At 63.5% G+C, this 24370-nt stretch carries 21 protein-coding genes, 1 tRNA gene and 1 pseudogene; 9 read left to right on the top strand and 14 right to left on the bottom strand.

The features are described 5' to 3' along the window. Positions 1–39: 39 nt before the first annotated feature. Positions 40–264, top strand: coding sequence for a hypothetical protein (locus ACR65N_RS05035; RefSeq protein ID WP_430305879.1), 225 nt, complete (start codon positions 40–42; stop codon positions 262–264). 136 nt (positions 265–400) lie between these two features. Here ACR65N_RS05035 and ACR65N_RS05040 read toward each other — a convergent pair whose 3' ends face one another. Continuing rightward, positions 401–775 carry a hypothetical protein gene (locus ACR65N_RS05040; RefSeq protein ID WP_440455993.1) on the bottom strand — a complete coding sequence of 125 codons (375 nt, stop codon included), beginning with the start codon at positions 773–775 and terminating at the stop codon, positions 401–403. Between the two features lie 327 nt (positions 776–1102). Between ACR65N_RS05040 and ACR65N_RS05045 the strand changes: the two genes are divergently transcribed. Further along, positions 1103–1594 (top strand): sigma-70 family RNA polymerase sigma factor, encoded by a 492-nt coding sequence (locus ACR65N_RS05045; RefSeq protein ID WP_430305881.1) that lies wholly within the window; start codon positions 1103–1105, stop codon positions 1592–1594. A 104-nt stretch (positions 1595–1698) separates the two neighbouring features. After that, positions 1699–1887 (top strand): hypothetical protein, encoded by a 189-nt coding sequence (locus tag ACR65N_RS05050; RefSeq protein ID WP_440455994.1) that lies wholly within the window; start codon positions 1699–1701, stop codon positions 1885–1887. Positions 1888–1934: 47 nt separating this feature from the next. Here ACR65N_RS05050 and ACR65N_RS05055 read toward each other — a convergent pair whose 3' ends face one another. The 3 genes from ACR65N_RS05055 to glf all read right to left on the bottom strand — a co-directional run bounded on the left by ACR65N_RS05055 (position 1935) and on the right by glf (position 4250). Further along, complete coding sequence (locus ACR65N_RS05055) at positions 1935–2069, bottom strand: hypothetical protein (protein ID WP_440455995.1); 135 nt, start codon at positions 2067–2069, stop codon at positions 1935–1937. A gap of 71 nt (positions 2070–2140) precedes the next feature. Further along, a complete protein-coding gene (locus tag ACR65N_RS05060) occupies positions 2141–2962 on the bottom strand; it encodes a manganese catalase family protein (protein ID WP_440455996.1) in 822 nt (273 codons plus the stop codon). A gap of 139 nt (positions 2963–3101) precedes the next feature. Beyond that, a complete protein-coding gene (gene glf / locus ACR65N_RS05065) occupies positions 3102–4250 on the bottom strand; it encodes a UDP-galactopyranose mutase (RefSeq protein ID WP_440455997.1) in 1149 nt (382 codons plus the stop codon). A gap of 174 nt (positions 4251–4424) precedes the next feature. Between glf and ACR65N_RS05070 the strand changes: the two genes are divergently transcribed. Next, positions 4425–5672 (top strand): NAD(P)/FAD-dependent oxidoreductase, encoded by a 1248-nt coding sequence (locus ACR65N_RS05070; RefSeq protein WP_440455998.1) that lies wholly within the window; start codon positions 4425–4427, stop codon positions 5670–5672. A gap of 14 nt (positions 5673–5686) precedes the next feature. Further along, positions 5687–6994, top strand: a complete 1308-nt coding sequence (locus ACR65N_RS05075; RefSeq protein WP_440455999.1) for an NAD(P)/FAD-dependent oxidoreductase — start codon at positions 5687–5689, stop codon at positions 6992–6994. Positions 6995–7018: 24 nt separating this feature from the next. Here the strand turns inward: ACR65N_RS05075 and ACR65N_RS05080 are convergent, their stop codons facing one another. The 4 genes from ACR65N_RS05080 to ACR65N_RS05095 all read right to left on the bottom strand — a co-directional run bounded on the left by ACR65N_RS05080 (position 7019) and on the right by ACR65N_RS05095 (position 11435). Continuing rightward, on the bottom strand, positions 7019–7696 hold the full coding sequence (locus tag ACR65N_RS05080) for a TetR/AcrR family transcriptional regulator (RefSeq protein ID WP_440456000.1): 678 nt from the start codon (positions 7694–7696) through the stop codon (positions 7019–7021). A gap of 420 nt (positions 7697–8116) precedes the next feature. Next, the gene (locus ACR65N_RS05085; RefSeq protein WP_440456001.1) at positions 8117–9145 is read right to left on the bottom strand and encodes an AbrB family transcriptional regulator; all 1029 of its coding nucleotides are present in this window, start codon (positions 9143–9145) and stop codon (positions 8117–8119) included. 131 nt (positions 9146–9276) lie between these two features. Beyond that, positions 9277–9744 (bottom strand): iron-responsive transcriptional regulator RirA, encoded by a 468-nt coding sequence (rirA, locus tag ACR65N_RS05090; protein ID WP_430305891.1) that lies wholly within the window; start codon positions 9742–9744, stop codon positions 9277–9279. Positions 9745–9938: 194 nt separating this feature from the next. Beyond that, positions 9939–11435: a CoA-acylating methylmalonate-semialdehyde dehydrogenase gene (locus ACR65N_RS05095; protein WP_440456002.1), complete on the bottom strand. Its 1497-nt coding sequence runs from the start codon at positions 11433–11435 to the stop codon at positions 9939–9941. A gap of 197 nt (positions 11436–11632) precedes the next feature. Here ACR65N_RS05095 and ACR65N_RS05100 point away from each other — a divergent pair, with 197 nt between their 5' ends. Then, the gene (locus tag ACR65N_RS05100) at positions 11633–12514 is read left to right on the top strand and encodes a LysR family transcriptional regulator (protein ID WP_440456003.1); all 882 of its coding nucleotides are present in this window, start codon (positions 11633–11635) and stop codon (positions 12512–12514) included. Positions 12515–12580: 66 nt separating this feature from the next. Here the strand turns inward: ACR65N_RS05100 and ACR65N_RS05105 are convergent. Further along, a tRNA-His gene (locus ACR65N_RS05105) sits at positions 12581–12657 on the bottom strand. A 145-nt stretch (positions 12658–12802) separates the two neighbouring features. After that, positions 12803–13249 carry a phasin family protein gene (locus tag ACR65N_RS05110; RefSeq protein ID WP_440456004.1) on the bottom strand — a complete coding sequence of 149 codons (447 nt, stop codon included), beginning with the start codon at positions 13247–13249 and terminating at the stop codon, positions 12803–12805. 2833 nt (positions 13250–16082) lie between these two features. On the opposite strand from ACR65N_RS05110, the pseudogene ACR65N_RS05115 reads away from it, so the two are divergent. The 3 genes and pseudogenes from ACR65N_RS05115 to ACR65N_RS05125 form a co-directional block, all read left to right on the top strand. Then, a pseudogene (locus tag ACR65N_RS05115) lies at positions 16083–17549 on the top strand (sensor histidine kinase); the annotation flags it as partial. A gap of 472 nt (positions 17550–18021) precedes the next feature. Continuing rightward, a complete protein-coding gene (locus ACR65N_RS05120) occupies positions 18022–19851 on the top strand; it encodes an AsmA family protein (protein ID WP_440456005.1) in 1830 nt (609 codons plus the stop codon). A gap of 70 nt (positions 19852–19921) precedes the next feature. After that, positions 19922–20158, top strand: coding sequence for a DUF378 domain-containing protein (locus ACR65N_RS05125; protein ID WP_430305897.1), 237 nt, complete (start codon positions 19922–19924; stop codon positions 20156–20158). A gap of 64 nt (positions 20159–20222) precedes the next feature. Here the strand turns inward: ACR65N_RS05125 and ACR65N_RS05130 are convergent, their stop codons facing one another. The 4 genes from ACR65N_RS05130 to ACR65N_RS05145 form a co-directional block, all read right to left on the bottom strand. After that, positions 20223–21041 (bottom strand): ABC transporter permease, encoded by an 819-nt coding sequence (locus ACR65N_RS05130; protein ID WP_440456006.1) that lies wholly within the window; start codon positions 21039–21041, stop codon positions 20223–20225. Between the two features lies 1 nt (position 21042). Beyond that, complete coding sequence (locus tag ACR65N_RS05135) at positions 21043–21951, bottom strand: ABC transporter permease subunit (RefSeq protein ID WP_440456007.1); 909 nt, start codon at positions 21949–21951, stop codon at positions 21043–21045. Positions 21952–21960: 9 nt separating this feature from the next. Further along, a complete protein-coding gene (locus ACR65N_RS05140) occupies positions 21961–23112 on the bottom strand; it encodes an ABC transporter ATP-binding protein (protein ID WP_440456008.1) in 1152 nt (383 codons plus the stop codon). 90 nt (positions 23113–23202) lie between these two features. After that, positions 23203–24297: a polyamine ABC transporter substrate-binding protein gene (locus ACR65N_RS05145; protein WP_440456009.1), complete on the bottom strand. Its 1095-nt coding sequence runs from the start codon at positions 24295–24297 to the stop codon at positions 23203–23205. Positions 24298–24370: the final 73 nt, after the last annotated feature.

Genomic DNA, 24370 nt, shown 5'->3' on the forward strand with positions numbered 1-24370 from the left:
GACGCGACAGGTTTCCTGTCATCCCTGGAAGGGATCTCCATGACTGCGATGAAGGAACAACCCGGCGGCAAGACCACTCGACCGTCGGCTCGTGACAAGGCCGAAGCGACGGATCACGTCGCTCGGGCCATCATCGATGCCGAATTGGTGGCTCGCCTGAAGAAGACCGAACGCCTCAAGGCACTGCGGCTGAAGAAAGTCGCGGAAGAAGAGACGTCGCCTGAAAAGCCCGCCGTCAAGGCGAAGCGAAAGCGGCCAGCTTGAGGAGCTTTGCTCCGGCTGCCGACTACCGGGCGCACCCTGCGCCATGGCCGATTCATCCTTGCTGATGGATCAGCCTCCGCTGTGAACCGGCTTCGGCCGGATCCAGTCTCTCCTCCCCGCTATTCCCTCTCCTCACTCATGGCTGCTTCGTCTGTCCGGTCGCGCCGTTCGGCGGGACTTCCTGCGGGCGAATGACCGGCGTCTCGCCGACGGAGGGTGCAGGTTCCACCATTTCGCCATCGCCCATAGCCGGCGGCGTCAGCACCCCACCACAATCGGAAAGCTGGGTGGTCGAGGAACCCGCACTCGGATGCGCTGTTCGCCCGGATTTGCTCTGTGGCGGCACGACGCATTTTTCGCCCGGCTGCCCCGCTTGCGGCTGCGCTGCGCCGGACGAACCCGCGTCCTGAGCGCTTGCCAGCGTCAGAGATCCTGCGACGTAGAGGGTGCTCAAGGCGCCAGCGGTGATCCCGAGCAGTCTGACGGTCTGACTGTTCCTGAGAGATGACATGTGCGTACTCCTTCGAACGGGAAAACCTGCCGGGCAACCGGTCGTTCCATACGCGTCGCGGCCCGTGTCTTCACAAACCCGCGAACGCGTGGAACGTAGAGGTTCTCCGGCTACAACTTCCTGATGTCCGCCCTCTTCCAAGCGAAGACGACAAAATGTCGGAAAAACCTTGTCACCGCGTTGAAAAACCGCTGAAATGGATCCGTTGGCGCTCCGCACCGTACGGTAGAAAACAGACTGGCGGATTCCGGGCATTAAGCGCGCCGGGTCAGGAACAAAAGCTGTGGCGGCCTGTTCCTTTCCCATTGGGACAGAGAGGCAGACATCATGACGGATATTGCCGGAAACGATCGTGTGCGGGCGGAGATGATAGAACTCATCCCGGCCCTGAGATCATTCGCGCGTCGGCTGGATCGCAGCCCGAGCAACGTGGATGATCTCGTACAGGAGACGCTGGTGCGCGCTCTTGCAAATCTCGACAAGTTTCAGGAGGGCACCAGCCTGAAATCGTGGATGTTCACGATCCTGCGCAACACCTTCTGCACGAAATTCGGCCTGGCGAAACGCGAGACAGTCGGCCTGGACGACTGCGCGTCCGCCCGCCCGACCGTCAACGCGCCACAGGAATGGTCCGTGCGGGCGCACGAGTTCCACCGGGCGATGCTGGACCTTCCGGAGCACTATCGCGACGCGGTGGACATCATCCTGCTGCAGGGCCAATCCTACGAAGCCGCGGCCGAACGCTGCGGATGCCCCGTCGGCACCATCAAGAGCCGGGTCAACCGCGCTCGCGCACAGCTTGCCGAACAACTCAACTGAGCGACGCGGCCGCCAAATTGCAAGGCGAGGATCGATACGTCCTCGCCTTTTTCGGCTGGATTCTCCACCGCAAGGCGTAGGGCCAAAAAGAGGATGATGTGCCGATGACCGCAGATCAGGACCCCAAAAAAGATCGGCAGGAAGAGGCGACGGATCGGATGATCAAGGCCGGCGCATCGGGTGCCGGAAAGCCGGACGGGTCGCTTGCCAATGGACCGGACGCGCTGGTGAAAGCGAGCGACCCGGTGCCTGCGGCAGCCAACCGTCGCAAGGAAGATCGTTCAAAGGACTGAAGCCTGTCACTTGATGCCGGGGTGCTGGCCGTAACTGCTTCCGGCTGTCACTGCTGCTCGATTGCATGCGGGCTCGGCTGCTGTCCGGGCGCATCGTCGCTCGTGCCCAGCGAGCGCAGGCCGAGGATGACGACTGCCGCCACAAGGACGATCACGGCGAGCAGGATCCATCTGTTGTTCATCGAACCATTCCCCAAGGAAAAGCATCTTCTCTCCGGCGGCGCGCATGGGCACCGCCGGAGAGAACCGTTGATCACATCTGCTCAGCCTGCGCGCCGCTGTTGGGCTTGGCTGTGCCGAGGTTCGGCTTCTGGCCGAGCGGCTGCATCGGAGCTGCGGTGAAATCGCCCTTGCCATCGACCGAGCGACCTTCCGACCAGCGCCCTTCCGGGATCGTGCCATCCGTCTGGAAGCCGAGGAAGGCGTAGGAGAACTCCCCCTTCTCCTTAGCCTGCGGAAAGCTGTTGGGGATCGGGAAGGCGCCTTCGTGGCCGCCGAGCTCCTCGAGCGCCGCAAGCCACTGGTTCTGGTGCATCGTATCGCGGGCGATGAGGAAGGACAGCATGTCCTTCATGCCGGCGTCATTGGTCATGTTGAACAGCCGGACCGCCAGAACGCGGCCGGTGGATTCGGCTGCAACGTTTGCCGTCATGTCGGCCGCGATGTTTCCGCTCGCATAGATATGCGACATGTTGAACGGCACGCCGTCGGAATCGATCGGCATCGCCGACAGGCCGGACGACAGGATGTTCTTCATATTGATGCCGCCGAGCACCATGCTGGCGACCGGGTCCTTGGCGACATCCTCCTTCTCGGAGAGCGGCGCGCCTTCCAGGTTGAGGGCCACCGCTGTCGCGAGCATTTCGATATGACCCAGCTCTTCGGCCGCGGTGTTCATCAGCAGGTCGCGGAATTTCGGGTTTCCACGCGCGCCGCAGGCCTGGAAGAAGTACTGCATGGCGACGCGGATCTCGCCCTCGATCCCGCCGATCGCCTGCTGGAGAGCACGGGCGAAGAGCGGATCGGGCTTATCGACGCGAACCGGGTGTTGAAGCTTGCCGTCGGTATAAAACATTGCTGTCTCCTTCAAGATCTGACCGCCGTCGAACAAGAGCTTGCCGGAGAAGTTCCCGCTTCCGGCAGACCTGCCCCGGGAACGAAAAAGGGGCCGCAAGGCCCCCTGGTCGAAGACGGTGAGATGGCGAGACGGCCGCTCAGCCAGCAAGGCGCGGGGCGACTTCGGTCTCGAAACTCTTCAGCGCGGCGCCGATCGCCTGGTGCATGTCGAGATAGCGATAGGTGCCGAGACGCCCCCCGAAGATGATGTCCTTCTCCTGGCCAGCCAGTTCCCGGTAGGCGAGATAGGTGCGTTTGTCCTCGGCCGTATCGATCGGGTAATAAGGCTCGTCGGCGCGTGTCGCGAAGCGCGAATATTCCCGCACGATCACCGTCTTGTCCTTCTGGTAATCGCGCTCCGGATTGAAGTGACGGAATTCCAGGATGCGGGTGTAGGGAATGTCCTCGTCGGCGTAGTTCATCACCGCGGTGCCCTGGAAGTCGCCCACCGGCACGACCTCTTCCTCAAAATCGATTGTCCGCCACTTGAGCTCGCCCGCACGGTAATCGTAGTAGCGATCGATCGGGCCGGTATAGACCACCGGCTTGCCGGCCGGGATCTCGCTCCTCACCGAGAAGAAGTCGGTGTTGAGCTGTACGTCGATGCGCGGATTGTCGAGCATGCGCTCGAAGATCGCCGTGTAGCCGTCGACCGGCAGACCTTCGTAGGGATCGTTGAAGTAGCGGTTGTCGAAATTGTAGCGCACCGGCAGGCGGGTGATGATCGATTCCGGCAGCTCGCGCGGATCTGTCTGCCACTGCTTGGCGGTGTATCCGCGGATGAACGCTTCGTAGAGCGGCCGGCCGATCAGCGAGATCGCCTTCTCCTCGAGGTTCTGCGGTGCACGGTCGCCCAGTTCGCCGGCCTGCCCGGCCACCAGCGCTCTCGCTTCGGCGGGGCTCATGCGCTTGCCGAAGAACTGGCAGATGGTGCCGAGATTGATCGGCATGGCATAGACCTGGCCGTTATAGCTGGTGAAGACGCGGTGCCGGTAATCGGTGAAGGCGGTGAACCGGTTGAGATAATCCCAGACGGTCCTGTTCGGCGTATGGAACAGATGCGCGCCGTATTTATGCACCTCGATGCCGGTCTCGCGATCGTTCTCGCTATAGGCATTGCCGCCGATATGGCGGCGGCGATCGATGATCAGCACCCTCTTGCCGAGCTCGTTGGCTGCCCGTTCGGCAATGGTGGCGCCGAAAAAACCAGCGCCGACAATGATGAGGTCGTAATCTGCAAGGCTCATAAGCGGCGCTCTTCGGCTGAAAATGGTTCGAATCAAACGGCGTGGTCTGGACAGACTCAGTTCTTCATCCCCTAGAATACGAGGCTAGCGCGGCCCTTGCGGCGCCGGCTTTTCCATCCTTCCAGAGGCGCCCGGCCAGCCGTTGCGCCAAATCCAGCGAGACACAGGCGAGACATGACAGCAGATGCAATCGTTCTGGGCGCCGGTATCATCGGCGTGTCGACGGCCGTTCACCTGGCGCAACGCGGCAAGTCGGTGGTGCTGGTCGATCGGCGCGGCCCCGGCGAGGAGACCTCCTACGGCAATGCCGGCCTGATCCAGCGCGAGGGCGTCGTCCCTTACGGCTTTCCGCAGCAGATCGGCATGATCCTTCGCTATGCGCTGAACAACCGCATCGATGCGCACTACCATGCACGGGCGCTGCCGTCGGTGGCGAAATTTCTCAGCCGATACTGGTGGAACTCGAATGTCAGTCGCCACGAGGTGATCGCCCGCGCCTATGCACCCTTGATCGAGCACTCGATCGCCGAGCATTCCGCCCTGGTCGAGGCTGCCGATGCCGGCCACCTGATCCGCAAGGAAGGCTGGACCGAGATCTTTCGCACCAATGCAAAGCGCGACGGCGAACTCCGAGAGGCGGGACGGCTGCAGCAGGAATACGGGCTTGTCTTCGAAGCGCTGGATGCACGTCAGCTCGCTGACCGCGAACCGCATCTGAGCGGCGATTTCGTCGGCGGCCTGCGCTGGAACGATCCCTGGTCGGTGGTCGATCCGCACGCGCTGACGCTGGCCTATGTGAAGCTGATGGAGCGGCATGGCGGCAGCCTCGCCAGGGGCGATGCCGCAAGCCTTCGGCCAACCGCGACCGGCTGGTCGGTAATGACCGAGACCGGGCAGGTCGAAGCCAAGGATGTCGTCGTGGCTCTCGGCCCCTGGTCGGATACGGTGACCAGACCGCTCGGTTACGATTTCCTGGTCGGGGTCAAGCGCGGCTACCACATGCATTACGGGACGCGCAACAACGCGGTGCTGAACGGCTGGATCATGGATGCCGAGCGCGGCTACCTGTTGGCACCGATGCGCCAGGGCATCCGGCTGACCACCGGCGCCGAGTTTGCCGTGCGCGATGCGCCGAAGACCCCGGTCCAGTTGCAGCGCGCCGAAGCCATGGCGCGGACGGCGTTTCCGCTCGGCGAGCGGCTGGACAAGGAGCCGTGGATGGGTGCCCGCCCCTGCACGCCCGACATGATGCCGGTGATCGGCAAGGCGCCGCGGCATCGCGGCCTGTGGTTTGCCTTCGGCCACGCGCATCACGGGTTGACGCTCGGTCCGGTCACCGGCCGTGCGGTCGCAGAAATGATCTGCGGCGAGACGCCGTTCATCGACACGACCGCCTACCGCCCCGACCGCTTCCGCATCTGAGGTTCACGCCCGCCATGGCTTTCAACGCCGCGTCGTTTCCGCAAAATCCCGGCCATGCCGCCTCGTGGTATGCCGCCTCCGCTCACGACAAGCGTCGCAGGCCGGCGCTCGACGGCGACATGGAAACCGATGTCTGCATTGTCGGCGCGGGCTTCACCGGCATATCCGCAGCGCTTGAACTGGTCGAGCGGGGCTACAAGGTCGTCGTGCTCGAGGCAGAGCGCATCGGCTTCGGCGCCAGCGGGCGCAACGGCGGGCAGATCGTCAACGGCTACAGCCGCGACCTGCAGACGATCGCCAGCCGCTACGGTGCCGACAAGGCCGCGGCACTCGGCGCCATGTCGCTGGAGGGCGGCGCGATCATCCGCGAACGGGTGGCGCGCTACGGCATCGACTGCGCGCTGGCCGACGGCGGATTCTTTGCTGCCTTCACCGACAAGCAGATGCGCGAGATGGAGGCGCACAAGGCGCATTGGCAACGTCACGGCCACCCCGGGCTGGAGATGGTCGGCGCCAGCGACGTCGGCCGCTACGTTGCCACCGATCGCTATGTCGGCGGCTTGGTCGACCGGCTGGGCGGCCATCTGCATCCGTTGAACCTGGTGCTTGGCGAAGCAGCCGCAGTCGAGCGACAGGGCGGCCAGATCTTCGAAGGTTCGCGTGTGACGGGGCTTGAAGCTGGCGAGCGCAACCGCGTCCGCACCGCAGCCGGCAGCGTCTCCTGCCGCTACGTGCTGATCTGCGGCAATGCCTATCTCGGACCGCAGTTTCCAGAAATCAGCGGGCGGATGATGCCGGTCTCCAGCCAGGTCGCGGTGACCGAGCCGCTTGACGAAGAGCGGGCGCAGGCGCTGCTGCCGGCCAATGCCTGCGTCGAGGATGCCAACTACGTGCTCGACTACTATAGGCGGACGGAAGACAACCGCATCCTCTATGGCGGCGGGATCGGCTACGGCGGACGCGACCCGCGAGACATTGCCGGCCTTATCCGCACAAAGCTGCTGACGACCTTCCCGAGCCTCGCGGATGTCCGCATTGACTATGCCTGGAGCGGCAATTTCGCCCTGACGCTGACACGCATCCCGCATGTCGGACGGCTGTCACCCAGCGTCTACTTCTCGCATGGCGACAGCGGCCACGGCGTGACGACGACGCATCTGCTCGGCAAGATCCTCGGCGAAGCCGTCGCCGGCCATGCCGAACGCTATGATGTGTGGAGTTCGCTGCCGAACCTCGCCTTTCCCGGCGGCCGCGTACTGCGCGTGCCGCTGACGGTTCTCGGCGCCTGGTGGTACGGATTGCGCGATCGGTTCGGCATCTGAGCGTTGGACTGGTTCGCCTGGATGTCAGGCAGGCAGCTCGGCCGGGCGTCCGACGAACATGCCGATCTGGGCGCGTACCGAGGCCTTGTAATCGCTGATGATCCGATCGCCCTCTTCCGGCGGTACCTTCAGAACCAGGCGGACCAGGCTGACGGTCAGGTGGCACATGGTGAAGGCCGTGCAGCGGTAGCGCTCGCGCAGGTCCCTGTCGATGAAGCCTTCTGTCTCTTCGCAGAACATCGCGGCCACCAAGCGGGTTTCGGAGATGTCGATGTCGGCGAGCATCTTGTCGGCCTGTATGGCATTGACCAGGTCCTGCACCGCCGGATGCCCGCGGACGAAAAAGGCATAGAGGTCGATCATCGCGTCGGTCGCCCGACAGATGTCGCCTCCGCCGCGGACATCGACGAGACCGTTCATCACCAGGGCTTTCACCTGGGCGATGTAGCGCTGGTAAAGGGTGGCGATGATCGCCGACTTGTTGGGAAAGTACTGGTAGACGGACGCGATCGGCCCGCCCGACAGGCTGGCGATCTCCTTCATCGTCACCGCATCGATGCCCTTGCGACCGATGAGATCCATCGCCACGTTGAGGATGTCGTCGATGCGTCCGCGGCTGCGATCCTGCTTGGGAATGCGGCGCAGGCCCGTTCCCCTTGCCGCATCGCCCGCACCACGCGCTCCGACCACCAAACCGTTCATGCGTCCCACTCCCCTTGAACCGAGGAGGGCGACGCCACGCATCGCCTGCTCCTCGACTGCAGACCGCCCCCGCGTTCCGCATGCCGCCAGATTTGAGGCGGCGCAAACATTGTTTTCAAAAACTTGAGCCATCTGCCGGCTGGCTTGTTGAATGCAGGCCGGAAACGAACATGTCCGGCACATAGGCACCCGACATGCCCTACCAGCAGTATAATAACAGCAGTCCTTCAACCAATCCGCTTGCTATCCTGCCGCGGTTGTATGGGACGTTCATTCGCAATGTGAGTCAACCGGATTTGTTCGATACAGAAGCCGGATCGACTGATCTGTTCTCCGTCAGTACTTCATGTTGTACGGTTGTTCAACTGCTGTACGGAGCGAATATCCTATACAAGGAATATAGTTTTTCGCGGGTAAGAATTAGGATCTGCTGCGGCGTGCCAGTACCAGCGGCATGAGCACCGACAGAAAGACAAGTCTCAGGATGTGATGGGTTCCGACATAGGCCGGATCGGCGTGCATGATGACGGCCATGGCAGCCATCGTTTCGAGACCGCCCGGCGCGAAGGCAATCAGCGCGGCGGCCAGCGGCACGTCGAGTGCCGTCGAGACCAGCAGCGCCATGGATGCCGAAACGGAACCGGCAAGGACGGTGACGGCAATGCCGGCGACGAGGGCCCGGCGCAGATCGGCGAGCGCGACGCCGGAAAACCGCGTGCCGATCATGCTGCCCAGCACGACATAGACAGGGATCTGCAGCCATTGCGGGATCGGCCCGCTCACGAGCCCGCCGAGGTGAGCGAAGCTGGAGACGAGCATGCCGCCGACCAGCAGCGCGGCCGGCACGCGAAGCCTGAGCAGCCCGAAGCCGAGGATGGCGGCCGGCAGCGCCATCAGCAGGAGCGGCAACGGCCCGACCGCGGTCGGCAAGCCCAGCGTCTCGCTCGTCGCCAGGCCGTTCACCTCGACGATCAGCGGCACGAGAAGGGTGAGCGCCAGAACCCGGACGCTCTGGATGATGCCGACGCTCGGCAGATCGCTCTTCATCCCGGCGGCAAGGCTCAGCACATAACTGAGATGGCCCGGACAGGCGGCGAGCATCGCGGTGACGCCGTCGTAGTGAAAAACATTGCGCAGGATGCGGTAGGCGACGAAGAGCAGCAGGACCGTGGTGACCAGCACCATGGCAAAGCTCGCCGGCCAGGCGGCGGCCGCCTGCAATACTTCCGGCGTGACGCCCGAGCCCATCGACAGGCCGACGGACAGGAAGGCGGCGTTGCGCAGGAGCACCGGGACAGCGAGCCGCAGCCCGAGAAGCCCGCCCAGCGTGACGCAGGCGGAAGGGCCGACCAGATAAGGCGCCGGCAGGCCGAGATAGGATGCCACGAAGGCACCGGCGGAGCCGAGCAGCAATGTGTAGATGTAGGGAAGGATTATCTGCGGCGACATCGTGCGGGGGACCGCCCGCGCACGGGCTTCAAGGCTGTATCTGCGATTCGTAAGGTCAGATCTTGAGGCGAGCCTCAGGCGCGGTCAAGCGTGAAAGCCGTCCGCGCCGCGCCTCGTCGTAAAGCCGTCGATCAGGCAGGGATGGCGTACGGCCGGGCCGGCAGGATATCGAGGCCGAGCAGGAAATTGATCTGCGGACGCGCCTTGACTAGATCATCGATCGAGTATTGCGTCAGCACGTCGAAGAAGGCGTTGAGCGCCTTGCGCAGCGCAGCGTTCAGGCCGCAGCTGTCGACCAGCGGACATTCCACCGCGCCATCCTCGAAGCATTCGGCCATGGCGAAGCTGTCTTCGGTGACCCTGACCACGTCGAACAGGGTGATCTTCTCGGCGGCACGGCCGAGCTTGACGCCACCGTTGCGGCCACGGACGGTTTCGACCAGGCCGGCTCTCGTCAGAGGCTGGAGGATCTTGAACAGAAACAGCTCGGATACGCCATAGGCGCGCGCGATTTCCGGGATGCGGCTGAGATTGCCCTCATTGGCCGCACAATACATCAACATGCGCACCGCGTAGTTCGTCTGCTTGGTCAAACGCATGCGTCACTCCTGGGTTCGATTTAACCTTATATAAGCCTGTCGGAAGTTTTGAACAATTCCAAAATATGAAAATCGTCGTCAGCTTATCCCACCAGGCGGGAGGCTGTGGATACCGCGTCGCCGAGCACCCTTGAAACGCCGGAGGGCGCCCGCAAGGCGCCCTCCCCATTCCATCACAGACGTCCTGCAGGCGATCACTTCATCGTCGGCATGACGAACTCGGCGCCGTCCTTGATGCCCGATGGCCAGCGCGAGGTGATCGTCTTGGTGCGCGTCCAGAACCGGATCGAGTCCGTTCCGTGCTGGTTGAGGTCGCCGAAGGACGACGACTTCCAGCCGCCGAACGAGTGGTAGGCGAGCGGTACCGGAATCGGCACGTTGACGCCGACCATGCCGATATTGATGCGGCTGGCGAAGTCGCGGGCGGCATCGCCATCGCGGGTGTAGATTGCAACGCCGTTGCCGTATTCGTGGCGCATCGGCAGATCGAGCGCCTCTTCGTAGTTTTTGGCGCGCACGACCGACAGAACCGGTCCAAAGATCTCGGTCTTGTAGATGTCCATGTCGGGCGTGACGTTGTCGAACAGGCAGCCGCCGACGAAATAGCCGTCCTCATAGCCCTGCAGCTTGAAATCGCGACCGTCGACGACGAGCTTGGCGCCGGCCTCGACGCCGCTATCGATCAGGCCGAGGATCTTCTGCTGGGCTTCCTTGGTGACGACCGGACCCATGTCGGCCTTGTCGTCCGTATAGGGACCGATGCGCAGGCTTTCCACCATCGGCGTCAGCTTCTCGATCAGCCGGTTGGCGGTTTCCTCGCCGACCGGAACGGCAACCGAGATTGCCATGCAGCGCTCGCCCGCCGAACCGTAGCCGGCACCCATCAGCGCCTGGGCAGCCTGGTCGAGATCGGCATCCGGCATGATGATCATGTGGTTCTTGGCGCCGCCGAAGCACTGGGCGCGCTTGCCGTTCATCGCCGCCGTGCCATAGACGTAGCGGGCGATCGGCGTCGAGCCGACGAAGGACACGGCGGCGATATCCGGATGCGTGAGGATGCCGTCGACGGCCGACTTGTCACCGTTGACGACATTGAGGATGCCGGCCGGCAGGCCCGCCTCGATCATCAGTTCGGCGAGCCGGATCGGCACCGACGGATCGCGCTCCGACGGCTTTAGAATGAAGGCGTTGCCGCAGGCGATCGCCGGGGCGAACATCCACATCGGGATCATGCCGGGAAAGTTGAACGGCGTGATGCCGGCACCGATGCCGACCGGCTGGCGGATCGAATACATGTCGATGCTCGGGCCGGCGCCTTCGGTGAACTCGCTCTTCGACAGATGCGGGATGCCGATGACGAACTCGCAGACTTCCAGGCCGCGGATGATGTCGCCCTTCGAATCCTCGACCGTCTTGCCATGCTCCTTCGACAGCATCACCGCCAGTTCATCCATATTGTCGTTCAAGAGCTGGACGAACTTCATGAACACGCGGGCGCGGCGCTGCGGGTTGGTGGCGGCCCATTTCGGCTGCGCCGCCTTGGCGCTTTCGACAGCGGCGTTAAGCTCGGCGGCGCTGGCAAGCGAGATCTCGCCCTGCGCTTCGCCGGTGGCGGGGTTGAAAATCGGCTGGCTGCGGCCGGACGTGCCAGCGACATGCTTGCCGCCGATGAAGTGCCCGATCTGGTACATGGATGGTTCCTCCGTCTTCATGCTTCAGCAAAGCTTACACTTCGATTTGCTCAAGGCAATGCGCTGGGTTAAGCATCCGTTGTGCAGAAATTGAAGTCCGACCGCCCCCCGTCGTGTAACCCTCACCTGTTCCAATAAAACGGAGAGAGGTCGCACATTGCAGACGAGGGGCGATCGGGGTTGCTGGCGGCCGTGAGATGAACTGGGACGACATCCGCATTTTCCTCGCCATCGCCCGCAGCGGCCAGATCCTTGCCGCATCGCGACGGCTCGGCGTCAACCATGCGACGCTGTCACGCCGCCTGACGACGCTTGAGACCGCCTTGCAGACGCGGCTGTTCGTCCGCCGCACCCATGGCTGCGAGCTGACCGCCGAGGGCGAGATCTTTCTCACCTCCGCCGAACGCATGGAAACCGAAATGCTGGCGGCGCAGGCAAGCCTCGGGCGGCCCGATACGGCGATTGCCGGAACCGTCAGGATCGGCGCGCCGGATGGTTTTGGCGTGTCGTTCCTGGCGCCGCGCATCGGAAAGCTGATCGAGCGGCACCCGGAACTGAAGATCCAGCTGGTACCGGTGCCGCGCTCCTTCTCGCTGTCGCTGCGCGAGGCCGATATTGCCATCACGCTGCAGCAGCCCGACCAGGGCCGGCTGGTTTCCTCGAAGCTGACCGACTACACGCTCGGCCTCTATGCATCGAAGGGCTATGCGGATCTTGACGGCCTGCCGGAGGATGCCGAGGCGCTGAAGCGGCACCGGCGGATCGGCTATGTCGACGACCTGATCTTCTCGCCGTCGCTCGATTTTACCGGAGAGGTGATGCGCAACTGGGATGCCGGCTTCGAGATCTCCTCGGCGATCGGCCAGCTGGAGGCGGTGCGCTCCGGCGCCGGTATCTGCATCCTGCACAACTACGTGGCGCGGCAATACCCGGACCTGGTGCGCGTCATGCCGCAGACAACGATCCACCGCACGTACTGGACGAGCTACCACGAAAGCCAGCGGGATCTTGCCCGCATCCGCACCGTCGTCGATTTTCTGCAGGATGCCGTCGGCGCCGCGCGGCAGATCTTCGTTTGAGATGCCACACAGGCCGGCAAACTGCGGGAATGTGAGCCGATAGATGAAATGAAGTGCCGGGAAAAATGGTACGGTTGGGGGGAATTGAACCTCCGACCTCAGGTGCCACAAACCTGCGCTCTAACCAACTGAGCTACAACCGCATACCATGTCGCCGGCAAATCTGGCCGGCGGCGTCTGGGGCGTGACATAGAAGCATTGCATTTTTTTTGCAAGCCCCCTCGGAACGACCCGATGCAAAAAGGCCGAGCAAAACCGCCCGGCCTTCGATGCGTGGGAGACAGGGGGTCAGGCCTGCTTGAAGGTGCTCATCGCCTTCTCGGCAGCCTCGCGGCCGGGGCGTGCAACCTCTTCGGCGACCTTGCGCGCGGTGTCCTGCATGAGCTTTGCCTGCTCGACCGTCATTTCGGCCTGCTTGCGAACAAAGCCGGTCTGCAGTTCGATCAGTTCGGCCACCGACTTGACACCAAGCATCGCTTCCATGTGCGACATCGACAGGTCGACATTGGTGCGCATGGCGTCGATCGCCTTCAGGCCGAATTCCATCGAGCCGGCCTGCGCCGTCTGCATGGTGACTTCCAGCGACCTGCTGGCATCTTCGGCGACCGACTTCATCTTGCCGAAGGCATCGCGGGACTGGGTGGCGCTCTTTTCGGCCATCTCCCGCAGGCTGTCGGTCATCCTGGACGGGTCGAATGCGGAGAACGAGAAGATATCGTCAGTTCTGTATGCCATGGGAGACTCTCCTTTAATGGGGGTCACGGCGCCGATGGCGGAGCCTGCTTAAGTTCTTATATAGCACTTAGTGTTGTGCACTGCAACATTATTGTGCAGCGCACAATTCGTTAACTCCGGTTAACCTTGTTCGGCAATTCCGTCGCGGGGATTGTGGATCTGGCGGGGCTGGGAAGTTACTAACAATGTGTTAATCTGCCGTCCGCGTGAGATGAAGACGGCATTCATTGCAAGGCCCGCCATGTCCTCTGTGCAATATCCTTTCATAGACATCGCCGTTCACGACCGGGTGCGCGCGCATTTCGCCGCGGGCAAGGCGCTGGCGCTGTTTTCGCAGGACATGACCGAGGTGCTTTGGGCGAATGGCGGCGGTGCGGAACTGTTCGGCGCGCGCAGTCTCTACGATTTTCTCGACCATGGTCCGCCAAAGAGCGACCTAACCCTGCGGCAGGCGGCGGCCACGGCAGGCCAGCTGAAACGTCCGGGCGACAGCCGCACCTTCCTCATGCGCATGACCAAGGGATTCCAGAAGGTGGCGGTAACGGCGCTCTGCGAGCGCATCCGGCTGGCGGATGGCGCCGAAGCCGTGCTGCTTGCGGTGCCCGCCGGCGCCATGGACCCCAAGCCTGCGGAGTGCGCCCGGCAGATGCTGGTGGGCTTCGACGATCCGTCAACGCATGTGGCGGTGCTGGACGAAACGGGCGGCATCATTTCCGCTTCGGTGCAATTTGACAGCCTGCAGCTGACGCAGCAGACGGCGCGGATGCTGGTGACGCTTGCCGGCGGCGGCCGCGAACGGCTGGTGAAGCGCCCGGTGCCGACCGCCTTCGGCTACCTTCCAGGCGCCGTGGCAAAGCTTTCCGACGAGCCGGCGCTGCATCTTCTGTTCCTCGTGCAGCCGGAGACCGGCGCTCCGCAGGATCCGGACCTCGCTATCGAAGACACTGCGCAGCCGGAGGAGGCAGCGGCGGAGGCGGCGGAGGCGGCCGAACATGTCGATACCGCACCGGACGAGGCTCTACCCGTCGACGACGTGCTTGTCGAGCAGCCGGGACTGGCCGTCGTCGCACCGGATTTCGAGGAAGCGCTGACCGCCGTCTCCGCCATCGACGAGCTGGAAGACGAGGCCGAGGAGGAAAGCCCGTTCACGCCGGCCGCCGCGGACGTTGCGACGGCCGACGACGCCGGCGAGGATGGGGCCCTGTCCGATGGCCAGCACAGCGATGCGGAGCCGGCCGAGCCGGCGCCTGAATTGGCTGCCGCGGCGCAAGACGAAGTATCCGAAGGCAACCGGCCCGAAGTCTCCGCGCCGGTCGTGCAAATCGCCCCGTCCGCACGGCCTGAAGCGACGCCGGTGTTTTCGCCGCGAACCGATGCGCGCGCCATGCGCTTCGTCTGGAAGATCGATGCCGAAGGCCTGTTCCGCGAAGTCTCGCCGGAACTTGCTGCAGCCGTCGGTCCGCATGCGGCCGATGTCGTCGGGCTCTCCTTCGCCGATGTCGCGGCACTCTTCAACCTCGATCCGGATGGCAAGATCGACGAACTGCTGCGCCGCCGCGACACGTGGTCGGGCAAAACCATTCGCTGGCCTATCGAGGGAACCTCACTGGCGGTACCGATCGACCTCGCTGCCCTGCCGACCTACACCCGAAGCCGCGAGTTCGACGGCTTCCGCGGTTTCGGCATCCTGAGAATGGCCGACGCGCAGCCGGATCCGCTGGCGACCGGACTTGTGCTTGCAGCATCCGAGGCGGAACGGCAGGCGCTGCGGGCGACGACGCCCGCCGATGAGCCCGACGTCGCCGATGAGGCTGAACCTGCTGCCGCGATGTCGCCGATGCCTGACGACGATGTTTTCGACGATGTTATCGACGATGCCGCCCCCCTCGCCGCTTCGCCGGAGCCGGCAAATGTCGAACTCGTGCCGACGGCCGAGGAGATCGAACGCGAGGCGCAGGATAGCCAGGCTGTCGCCACGGATGTCGAAGCCTCTGATGCGGACACGACCGCTGCCGGGCCCGACACGGCCCGCGACCAGCCAACCAAGTTCGCACCCATCGAGCCGCCGACCGAGGAGCTGGTGCCCTCGGCTGCCGATGCGCTGCAGGATGCAGGTGTTCCGGAAGACGACGCCGATGAGCAGACACCGGACACAGCTGCCGACGCTCCGGTCGAAACACCGACAGACGACAGTCGCCCCGCAACCGAGCTTCCGGCAACCGAGAAGCCGGTGCTGCGGATCGTCGATGCGCCGAGCCAGCAGTTTTCCGACAAGGTCGTGCGTTTCGACGAGCGGCGGCTGACCGGCAACGACCGGCTGACGCCGGGCGAGCAGGCCAATTTCCGCGAGATCGCCCGACGCCTTGACGTGTTCCGGCGGCCGGACGACACGCTGACCGCTGCACCGACCGAGCCCGATGCCGCAGATGCCCCGACGGTGGCGACATCGGCACCGCGCCCCGCGCCGGAAGACGTCGTTCCCGCCCCCGACCAGGGCCTGCAGCCGGATCCGCAAGCGCCCGCGTCCGAAACGCTGGTCGAGGCATCTGCCGATTCCGTTCCAGGGGACAGCGACGATGAAGCCGGTCCGGTCGCAGCGCAGGAGGCGGTTTTCGCCGACGCGAACGACGAGTTGGCCGACGACGGTGCGGAAACCACCAAGGCCGAGGCTGTCGACGAGATCGTCGATCCCGAAAGGGATGCGGAGGAAGAGCTTGCCTCAGCCGACGAAGCGCACGATGACGCGCCTGATGAGGATGAGATCTCGCTGAGCGAGGCCTATGCGCAGGCCATCCCGCTGCGGCCGCGCCCGGAGCTTTCCGCCGACATCATCGACCAGATGCCGGTGGCGCTTCTCGTCCACAGCGGCGACAGGCTGATCCATGCCAATCCGGAATTCCTGCGGCTGACCGGCTACACCGCGCTCGACGCACTGTCGGAGGTCGGCGGTCTGGACGCGCTGCTGCAGCGCCAGGATCTCGAGGACAAGACGGCGGAAGCCGGCGGCATGGTCGTGGTGCGCGCCGACGACGTGGTCGTTCCGGTGAGCGCCCGCCTGCAGTCGATCCGCTGGGACGGCAATTCGGCACTCATTCTGGCGCTGATGCCGATGACGGAGTTTGCCGCCCATGCATCGGCGCCATCGGCGGACACTGAAGTGGATAGCGGTGAGCTGTCGCGCCTGGAGGTCGAAGTGGAGGAACTTCGCGCCATTCTCGACACGGCGACCGATGGCGTCGTGACCATCGGCGGCGAAGGCGAGATCCGCTCGATGAACCGGGCGGCCAGCGCCCTCTTCAACTACGACAACGAGGAAACCACCGGCCGGCCCTTCGTCATGCTGTTTGCGCATGAAAGCCAGAAGTCGGTGCTTGATTATCTCGCCGGGCTTGCCGGCAACGGCGTCGCCAGCCTGCTGAACGATGGCCGCGAGGTGATCGGCCGCGAGGCATCCGGCGGCTTCCTGCCGATCTTCATGACCATCGGCCACCTCTCCTCGTCGCACGGCTACTGCGCCGTCATCCGCGACATCACCCAGTGGAAGCGCACCGAAGAGGAGCTTCGCAACGCCAAGCGCGCCGCCGAAACCGCCAACGCCCACAAGAGCGATTTCCTCGCACATGTGAGCCACGAGATCCGTACGCCGCTCAATGCAATCATCGGCTTCGCCGACATGATGGCAACTGAACGGCTCGGGCAGATCGGCCACCCGCGCTACGTGGAGTATGCCAACGATATCGGCCGTTCCGGGCGTCATGTGCTCGACATCGTCAACGACCTCCTCGACATCTCGAAGATCGAGGCCGGCGAAATGGAGCTGGATTTCGCCGCCGTCGGACTGAACGAGACCGTTTCGGAAGCCGTGTCGCTGGTCCAGCCGCAGGCCAACAGCCAGCGGGTGATCATCCGCACGGCCCTGTCGCAGGCAGTGCCGCCGGTGGTCGCCGATCTGCGGTCGATCAAGCAGATCGTCCTCAACATCCTGTCGAATGCGATCCGCTTCACGCCTTCCGGCGGCCAGATCGTGGTCTCCAGCGCCTACGAGGCGAACGGCAATGTCGTGCTTCGCATCCGCGACACGGGGATCGGCATGACCCGGGCCGAGCTCGAGCTTGCCATGAAGCCGTTCCGCCAGGTGGCCGGTGCCGGCCGCAAACGCGGCGACGGAACCGGGCTTGGCCTGCCGCTGACAAAGGCGATGGTCGATGCCAATCGCGCCGCTTTCGCGATCAACTCGGCGCCCAACGAGGGAACGCTGGTGGAAATCACCTTCCCCTCGCAGCGGGTACTGGCGAACTGAGGCAGGCAAGAGCTGCGGCAACAGGGGTGTCGGCGCATTGACTGGTGCGGCGCCCTCCTGTTCTCGGTCAGTGCAGGTTCGGTAAGATCGACCGAAGGCTGCAGCGTCCGGCCAAAGAAAAAGGCAGCCAAGGCTGCCTTCAAGTTGATGCTGATGGATGGTCCAGAATAGTTCCAGAACGCGGACTGCTCGCTTGTCCGCCAGTCTGAGTTCATCGTCCGGGTTGCAGATTAACAACCTGTTAAAACTGCGGCCGTCCTCGCTCCCCAGATGCGCTTTCCAGCCGATCGGTACGGTATCGCACAATTCGACATCGCTGAAACAATGGGTCCGAGGTCAGCAGGCTGAAAACATTGCCTTATCTTAGCGCTACGACATGCAAAGCCCTGTGTTTGCAAGCGTCTCGCAATTCAGCTAACCAGACGCCACGGCATCCATGCCACCCTGTTTCAGAAAGCAACGGCTCAGACACATGAGTTCCGCTAAACCGCGCCGCATGCTTGTCCGGACCACGCTGATCGCCAGCGCCGGCCTTCTGGTGCTGGTCCTGCTGTTTCGCATTCTTGCTCCGGCACTCGTCTCCTCAAGTCTGGTGCGTGAAAGCATGGAGACCGCCGTCGAAGCCTGGCTCGGTCACGAGGTCGCGATTGAAGGATCGCCGGAGCTCACCTTCTGGCCACGACCGCTGGTCACTCTCAGCGGCATCACCATCCGCGACGGCGATGGTCCCGACGCCGAGATACTCGGACGGATCGGCGCGATGTCGGCGCGTTTCAGCATCCTCGAAGCACTGCGCGGCAAGCCGGTGTTCGAAGACTTCGATCTCGTGTCGCCCGATATCAAGGTGACCGTCGATGATGCCGGAAAGCTGAACTGGAGCAGTGACGGTTTGCTGGGGCGGGCCGTTGCCGGTGCGTCAGCACCGACGACCGCTCCGACCGAGAACCCCGACCCGGTCATCGGCGATGTCGAGATCACCGGCGGCCGGCTGGAGATTGCCGATACGCACGGTCGGCGGCTGGCGCTCGAGGACATCCAGGGATCGCTGTCGTGGCCGCGTCTCAGCTCCGCAGCCAGGCTGAGGATCCGCGCCGCAGTGCGCGACCAGGTGATGGATATCGACCTCGGCTCGCCGCAGCCACTGATGCTGCTTGCCGGACGCAGCACCGAGATCACCGCATCGCTGCAGTCGGCGCTGGCCTCGCTCAGCTTTTCCGGACGCGCCGATCTCGCCACCTATGCGTTCTTCTCGGGCGACCTGCAGCTCAGCGTGCCGAGAGTCGCCGATGTGGTCCGCTGGGCGAACCTGCCGATCCACACCGCCGATCGGCTGACCGATCTGACCCTGTCGGCGAGCCTCATAACCCTGGACCGAGTGCTGCGGTTCGACCGTATGGCGATCGCCGCCAACGGAACGCGCGGCACCGGCGTCATGGACCTGATCATGGCGACGGACAAGCTGCCGCCTCGTGTGACCGGCACGCTCGCCTTCGACAAGCTGGATCTCTGGGCGCTGGTGACGGCGATCTCCGATGACCGCACGGAAGCGGAGGTGCTCGATCCCGCGGCCCTGCCACCCTTCGAGCGGCAGCTCGGGTTCGATGTCCGATTTTCCGCAAACGAGGCGCGCCTCGGCAGGCTGGCGCTGACGAACGCCGCGGTCAGCATCCTGTCCGATGCCCGGCGCGCGCAGGTGGATATCCTCGACAGCGACCTGTCGACGGGAAGCCTGACCGGCCAGTTGCGCATGGACCTTGCACCGCAGCCGGTGACCAGCCTCACGCTTTCGGCCCGCAATGTTGATGCGGAGAGCGTTGCCCAGCAGATGTCGCTGTCGGGGCCGCAGATCGCCGGACCGGTATCACTCGATGCCAACCTGTCACTCAGCAGGGCGGTTGCTCAGGCCCGTCCCGAGGATCTTGCCGGCACACTGCATCTTACGGGGCAGAACGGCACGATTTCGGGACTTGCGATGAACAAGATCCGGGGTCTTGCCGCCACCAGTTCCTACTTTTCGCTCAACCAGGCCGGCAGCGGAAATACCGGGTTTCATACGCTCGAAGTGCTCGCCGACCTGTCGGCTGGCAGTGCCGAGATCCGGACGGCGAAGATGGTGAGCGCGGAGCAGACACTCTCGCTTGCCGGCGTCATCCCCTACCTGACGCACAGCCTGTCTCTGTCAGCAACCCTTGAGGATACTGCGGGCGGATTGCCGCCGCTCAACCTGTTCATCGGCGGCGCGTGGCCGGACCCGGTGATCTGGCCAGCGCTGCCGCTCGCCCCAAATGATCCTTCGCCTTAAAAAAGCCGAAAGGAACAAACTGCGCAAGTGTCAGTTCTAGAGTCACATAACTCTCTGAAAGGACAGATCAATGCGTGCACTCAACATCATCACCCTGCTTCTCATCATCGTTGGCGGCCTGAACTGGCTGCTGGTTGGCCTGTTCAACTTCGACCTCGTCGCAACGATCTTCGGCGGTCAGGATACGACGCTGGCAACCATCGTCTACGTGCTGGTTGGTCTGTCGGCCCTGTGGCAGCTCATCCCGCTCTCCCGCGCCATGTCGGTCGGTGAAACCGCCGCCCAGGCACATGTCGGCCACCGTTAATAGCTTGTCCTGAGTTCAGGATGTACGACGCCGGTCCCTCGCGGGGCCGGCGTTTCTGCGTGCATCAACCGATGGCGCGCACCGCAGCATGTTCATCCCGGATCCGCCTGACCTCAGCGCGCTTCGTGCCGATGGACGCGGCGATGACGCCGAGCGTCACGAAGCCGATGAGGATCGTGCAGATGGCGTTGATTTCCGGCGTCACCCCAAGGCGCACCTGGCTGTAGATCTTGATCGGCAGCGTCGTGGCACCCGGCCCGGTGGTGAAGCTGGCAATCACCAGATCGTCGAGCGACAGGGTGAAGGCGAGCATCCATCCCGAGACGATGGCCGGCAGGATCAGCGGCAAGGTGATCGTGAAGAAGGTCTTCACCGGCGGACAGCCGAGATCGAGTGCCGCCTCCTCAAGGCTGCGATCAAAGGTCAACAGCCGCGACTGGACGATGATCGCCACATAGCACATCGTGAATGTCGTATGGGCGATGGTGACCGTCCAGAAGCCGCGATCGACATTTACCGCGACGAACAGCAGCAGCAGCGACAGCCCGGTGATGACTTCCGGCATGACCAGCGGCGCGTAGATCATGCCGGTGAACGCCGTTCGGCCGGGGAATTTCTGGTAGCGGACGAGCGTCAGTGCGGCGAGAGTGCCGAGGATCGTGCCGAGCGTGGCGCTGAGCAATCCGACCCGTGCGGTGACCCAGGCCGCATCCATCAGCCCCTGGTTCGACCACATCACCCGGTACCACTCGAGTGAAAAACCTCCCCAGACGGTGACCAGTTTCGAGGCATTGAACGAGTAGACGACGAGGATGACGATCGGGATGTAGAGAAACGCAAAGCAGATCGTCAGGACGGTGCTGTCGAAACGGGAGGGCTTCATGTCATCCCACCTTCTGCTGCTGGTTCTGGAAGATGACGATGGGGATGACGAGCGCCAGCAGCAGGAGCACCGCGACCGCGGATGCCAGCGGCCAGTCGCGATTGCCAAAGAACTCCATCCACAGCGTCTTGCCGATCATCAGCGTTTCGGCGCCGCCGAGCAGGTCGGGGATGACGAACTCGCCGGTGATCGGAATGAAGCAGATCAGCGCGCCGGCGATGACGCCCGGCAGGGAGAGCGGAAAGGTGATCTTCCAGAACGCCTGCCACGGCGGGCAGCCGAGATCGCTGGCGGCTTCCAGCAGCGTGCCGTCCATTTTTTCCAGCGCCGCGTAGAGCGGCAGCACCATGAACGGCAGATAGGAATAGACCATGCCGATGAACACCGCGTAGTCGGTGCGGAAGATGTTGACCTGCTCGTGCGGGCCCAGCAGATGCAGGCTCTGCAACAGCAGGGTCAGCAGGCCTTCCGGCTTGAGGATGCCGATCCAGGCATAGACGCGGATGAGGAACGACGTCCAGAACGGCAGGATCACCATCATCAGCAGCGTCGGGCGGATGGTCGACGGCGCACGGGCCATGGCCAGCGCCATCGGATAGCCGATCAGCAGCAGCATCAGCGTCGAGATCAGCGCGATGCGCAGCGAAGACAGGTAGGCGCCGATATAGAGGGGATCGTCGGCGAGGAAGGCGTAGTTCTCGAAATCGAGTTGCGACAGGAATTCGTCGATGGCGCCGATGCCACCGAAGGTCGGCGTGTAGGGCGGCATGGCGATCGCCGTATCAGACAGCGAAATCTTCAGGATGATCAGGAAGGGCGCGACGAAGAACAGCAGAAGCCAGATGTAGGGGACCGCCACCACCAGCCAGCGGAGCGGATTGGTTTGCGAAGCAGCGCCGGTTTCCGCCATCCGTCCCTCCTATCGCATCAAGACGAGGCCGGCATCGAGCGGCCAGCTGAGCCACACCATGTCGCCAAAGGTGATCGGGCGGTCTACGAGCCGCGCGACATTGGCCTGGGCGGCGCGAATGATGCGCCCGTCCTCCAGCCTGACGAGGAACACGGAAAAGTCGCCGAGATAGCCGATGTCCCAGACCTCGCCGTGCACGGCATTGACGCTGCTATCGGCGGGCGGGTCGATCGACATGCGGACTTTTTCCGGACGCACCGCAAAGGCCACACGCTCGCCGACGGAGGCCGCGCATTCCTGCTCGACGGCAACCGTCAGTCCGTCGCATTCGAGCGTCACGACCGGCGGATCGCCGGCGCGGTTGCCGACTACCGAGCATTCCATGAGATTGATGTCGCCGATGAATTCAGCGACGTAGCGGCTGTTCGGCGCCTCGTAGATCTCCGCCGGTGTTGCCACCTGGACCACCTCGCCCTTGTCCATGACCGCGATCCGGTCCGACACGGTCATCGCTTCTTCCTGGTCGTGGGTGACGATCAGGAAGGTCAGGCCAAGCGTATGCTGAATGTCCATCAGCTCGAACTGGGTTTCCTCGCGCAGCTTGCGATCCAGCGCGCCGAGCGGCTCGTCGAGCAGCAGCACCTTGGGACGCTTGGCAAGCGACCGGGCAAGCGCCACGCGCTGCCGCTGGCCGCCCGACAGCTGCGCCGGTTTGCGCCTCGCAAAGCTGTCGAGCTTGACGAGCTTCAGCATCTCCTCGACACGCGCCGCAATGTCGGCCTTCGACAGTCCGTCCTGCTGCAGACCGAAGGCGATGTTCTTCTCGACCGTCATGTGCGGAAACAGCGCGTAGCTCTGGAACATCATGTTGGTCGGCCGCTTGTAGGGCGGCGTGCCCGATAGGTCCTTGCCCTGCAGGAAGATGCGCCCCTCGGTCGGCTCCTCGAAGCCGGCCAGCATGCGCATCAGTGTGGTCTTGCCGCAACCCGAGGGGCCAAGCAGCGAGAAGAACTCGCGCTCGTAGATATCGAGCGTCAGGTTATCGACGGCGGTAAAATTACCGTAGCGCTTGGTGATGTTCTCGAAACGGATGAAGGGCTTGGCCGAGGGATCGGTCCAGGGTGAGAATTTCCGCTTAACCGGTCCGAGAGTTTTCGCCATGCCCCGCCCTTATCCGTTCCCATCAAGCCATCCGACCATGGACCGGTGGCTACCCTTCATGCCACCGGTATTGGCCGCTGTCTTGACAGCTTACTTGCCGGTCTTGATCGCCGTCCACTCGCGGTTGATCACCCGCTGCTCCTTCGGGCCGTAAGGCGAGATGGTGAAGAGCTTGGCGAGCGTCGTCTCGCTCGGATAGACGGCCGGGTTCTTGACCACCGACTCTTCCATGACTTTCTGGGCGGCCAGATTGCCGTTGGCATACTGGACGTAGTTCGAGGCCTTGGCGATGACCTCCGGCTTCATCAGGTAGTTGATGAAGGCATGCGCCTCCTCGACATTCTTGGCGTCCGCCGGGATCGCCAGGTTGTCGAACCACATGTAGGTGCCTTCCTTCGGGATCACGTACTCGATCTCGACGCCGTTCTTGGCCTCCTCGGCACGCGACTTCGCCTGCAGGATATCGCCCGACCAGCCGACCGTCATGCAGATGTCGCCATTGGCGAGATCGTTGATATAGGCCGACGAGTTGAAGGTCTTGATGCTCGGGCGGATCTGCTTGTAGACCTCGCCGCCAGCCTGCAGATCGGCGGTTGCCTTGCTGTCGGGATCCTTGCCGATGTAGTTCATGCCGATCGCGAAGGTTTCGTCGGACGCGTCCAGCATGTTGATCCCGCAGGCCTTCAGCTTCTCGGCATTCTCCGGCTTGAAGAGAACATCCCAGCTGTCGACCGGAGTGTCCCCAAGCGCCGCCTTCACCTTGGCGACGTTGTAGCCGATGCCGGTGGTGCCCCACATGTAGTTGACCGCATATTCGTTGCCCGGATCGTATTTCGCCAGGCGCTCCGAGACCAGCGGCCACAGGTTGACGAGGTTCGGCAGCTTCGACTTGTCGAGCTTCTGGAATACGCCGGCCTGGATCTGGCGGGCAAGGAAGGGACCAGTCGGCACCACGACGTCGTAGCCCGAACCGCCCGCGAGCAGCTTGGTCTCCACCAGTTCATTGCTGTCGAAGACGTCGTAGACGACCTTGATGCCGGTTTCCTTGGTGAAGTCGGTAAGGATCGTCTCGTCGATATAGTCGGACCAGTTGTAGACGTGCACGACGCGCTCCTGCGCCAGCGCCGTGGTCGCGCCGAGAATTGTCGTGGCAAGCCCGATGATGCAGAGCGCGTTCGGCTTCATGATCTTCTCCTGTTCCCGCCATCCCGTCCGACGAAGCGAACGGCGATGATTTTTCTTCCCGTTTGGGGAAAGA

Source organism: Rhizobium sp. SAFR-030 (assembly GCF_059415005.1).

Excerpts from the sequence above, each read along its gene's own strand:
- ACR65N_RS05070 (WP_440455998.1), top strand. The coding sequence starts at position 4,425 with ATGACAGCAGATGCAATCGTTCTGGGCGCCGGTATCATCGGCGTGTCG.
- ACR65N_RS05095 (WP_440456002.1), bottom strand. The coding sequence starts at position 11,435 with ATGTACCAGATCGGGCACTTCATCGGCGGCAAGCATGTCGCTGGCACG.
- ACR65N_RS05125 (WP_430305897.1), top strand. The coding sequence starts at position 19,922 with ATGCGTGCACTCAACATCATCACCCTGCTTCTCATCATCGTTGGCGGC.
- ACR65N_RS05050 (WP_440455994.1), top strand. The coding sequence starts at position 1,699 with ATGACCGCAGATCAGGACCCCAAAAAAGATCGGCAGGAAGAGGCGACG.
- rirA (WP_430305891.1), bottom strand. The coding sequence starts at position 9,744 with ATGCGTTTGACCAAGCAGACGAACTACGCGGTGCGCATGTTGATGTAT.
- ACR65N_RS05075 (WP_440455999.1), top strand. The coding sequence starts at position 5,687 with ATGGCTTTCAACGCCGCGTCGTTTCCGCAAAATCCCGGCCATGCCGCC.
- ACR65N_RS05130 (WP_440456006.1), bottom strand. The coding sequence starts at position 21,041 with ATGAAGCCCTCCCGTTTCGACAGCACCGTCCTGACGATCTGCTTTGCG.
- ACR65N_RS05060 (WP_440455996.1), bottom strand. The coding sequence starts at position 2,962 with ATGTTTTATACCGACGGCAAGCTTCAACACCCGGTTCGCGTCGATAAG.
- ACR65N_RS05100 (WP_440456003.1), top strand. The coding sequence starts at position 11,633 with ATGAACTGGGACGACATCCGCATTTTCCTCGCCATCGCCCGCAGCGGC.
- ACR65N_RS05110 (WP_440456004.1), bottom strand. The coding sequence starts at position 13,249 with ATGGCATACAGAACTGACGATATCTTCTCGTTCTCCGCATTCGACCCG.
- ACR65N_RS05045 (WP_430305881.1), top strand. The coding sequence starts at position 1,103 with ATGACGGATATTGCCGGAAACGATCGTGTGCGGGCGGAGATGATAGAA.
- ACR65N_RS05120 (WP_440456005.1), top strand. The coding sequence starts at position 18,022 with ATGAGTTCCGCTAAACCGCGCCGCATGCTTGTCCGGACCACGCTGATC.
- ACR65N_RS05135 (WP_440456007.1), bottom strand. The coding sequence starts at position 21,951 with ATGGCGGAAACCGGCGCTGCTTCGCAAACCAATCCGCTCCGCTGGCTG.
- ACR65N_RS05085 (WP_440456001.1), bottom strand. The coding sequence starts at position 9,145 with ATGTCGCCGCAGATAATCCTTCCCTACATCTACACATTGCTGCTCGGC.
- ACR65N_RS05140 (WP_440456008.1), bottom strand. The coding sequence starts at position 23,112 with ATGGCGAAAACTCTCGGACCGGTTAAGCGGAAATTCTCACCCTGGACC.
- ACR65N_RS05145 (WP_440456009.1), bottom strand. The coding sequence starts at position 24,297 with ATGAAGCCGAACGCGCTCTGCATCATCGGGCTTGCCACGACAATTCTC.
- ACR65N_RS05035 (WP_430305879.1), top strand. The coding sequence starts at position 40 with ATGACTGCGATGAAGGAACAACCCGGCGGCAAGACCACTCGACCGTCG.
- ACR65N_RS05080 (WP_440456000.1), bottom strand. The coding sequence starts at position 7,696 with ATGAACGGTTTGGTGGTCGGAGCGCGTGGTGCGGGCGATGCGGCAAGG.
- ACR65N_RS05055 (WP_440455995.1), bottom strand. The coding sequence starts at position 2,069 with ATGAACAACAGATGGATCCTGCTCGCCGTGATCGTCCTTGTGGCGGCA.
- ACR65N_RS05040 (WP_440455993.1), bottom strand. The coding sequence starts at position 775 with ATGTCATCTCTCAGGAACAGTCAGACCGTCAGACTGCTCGGGATCACC.
- glf (WP_440455997.1), bottom strand. The coding sequence starts at position 4,250 with ATGAGCCTTGCAGATTACGACCTCATCATTGTCGGCGCTGGTTTTTTC.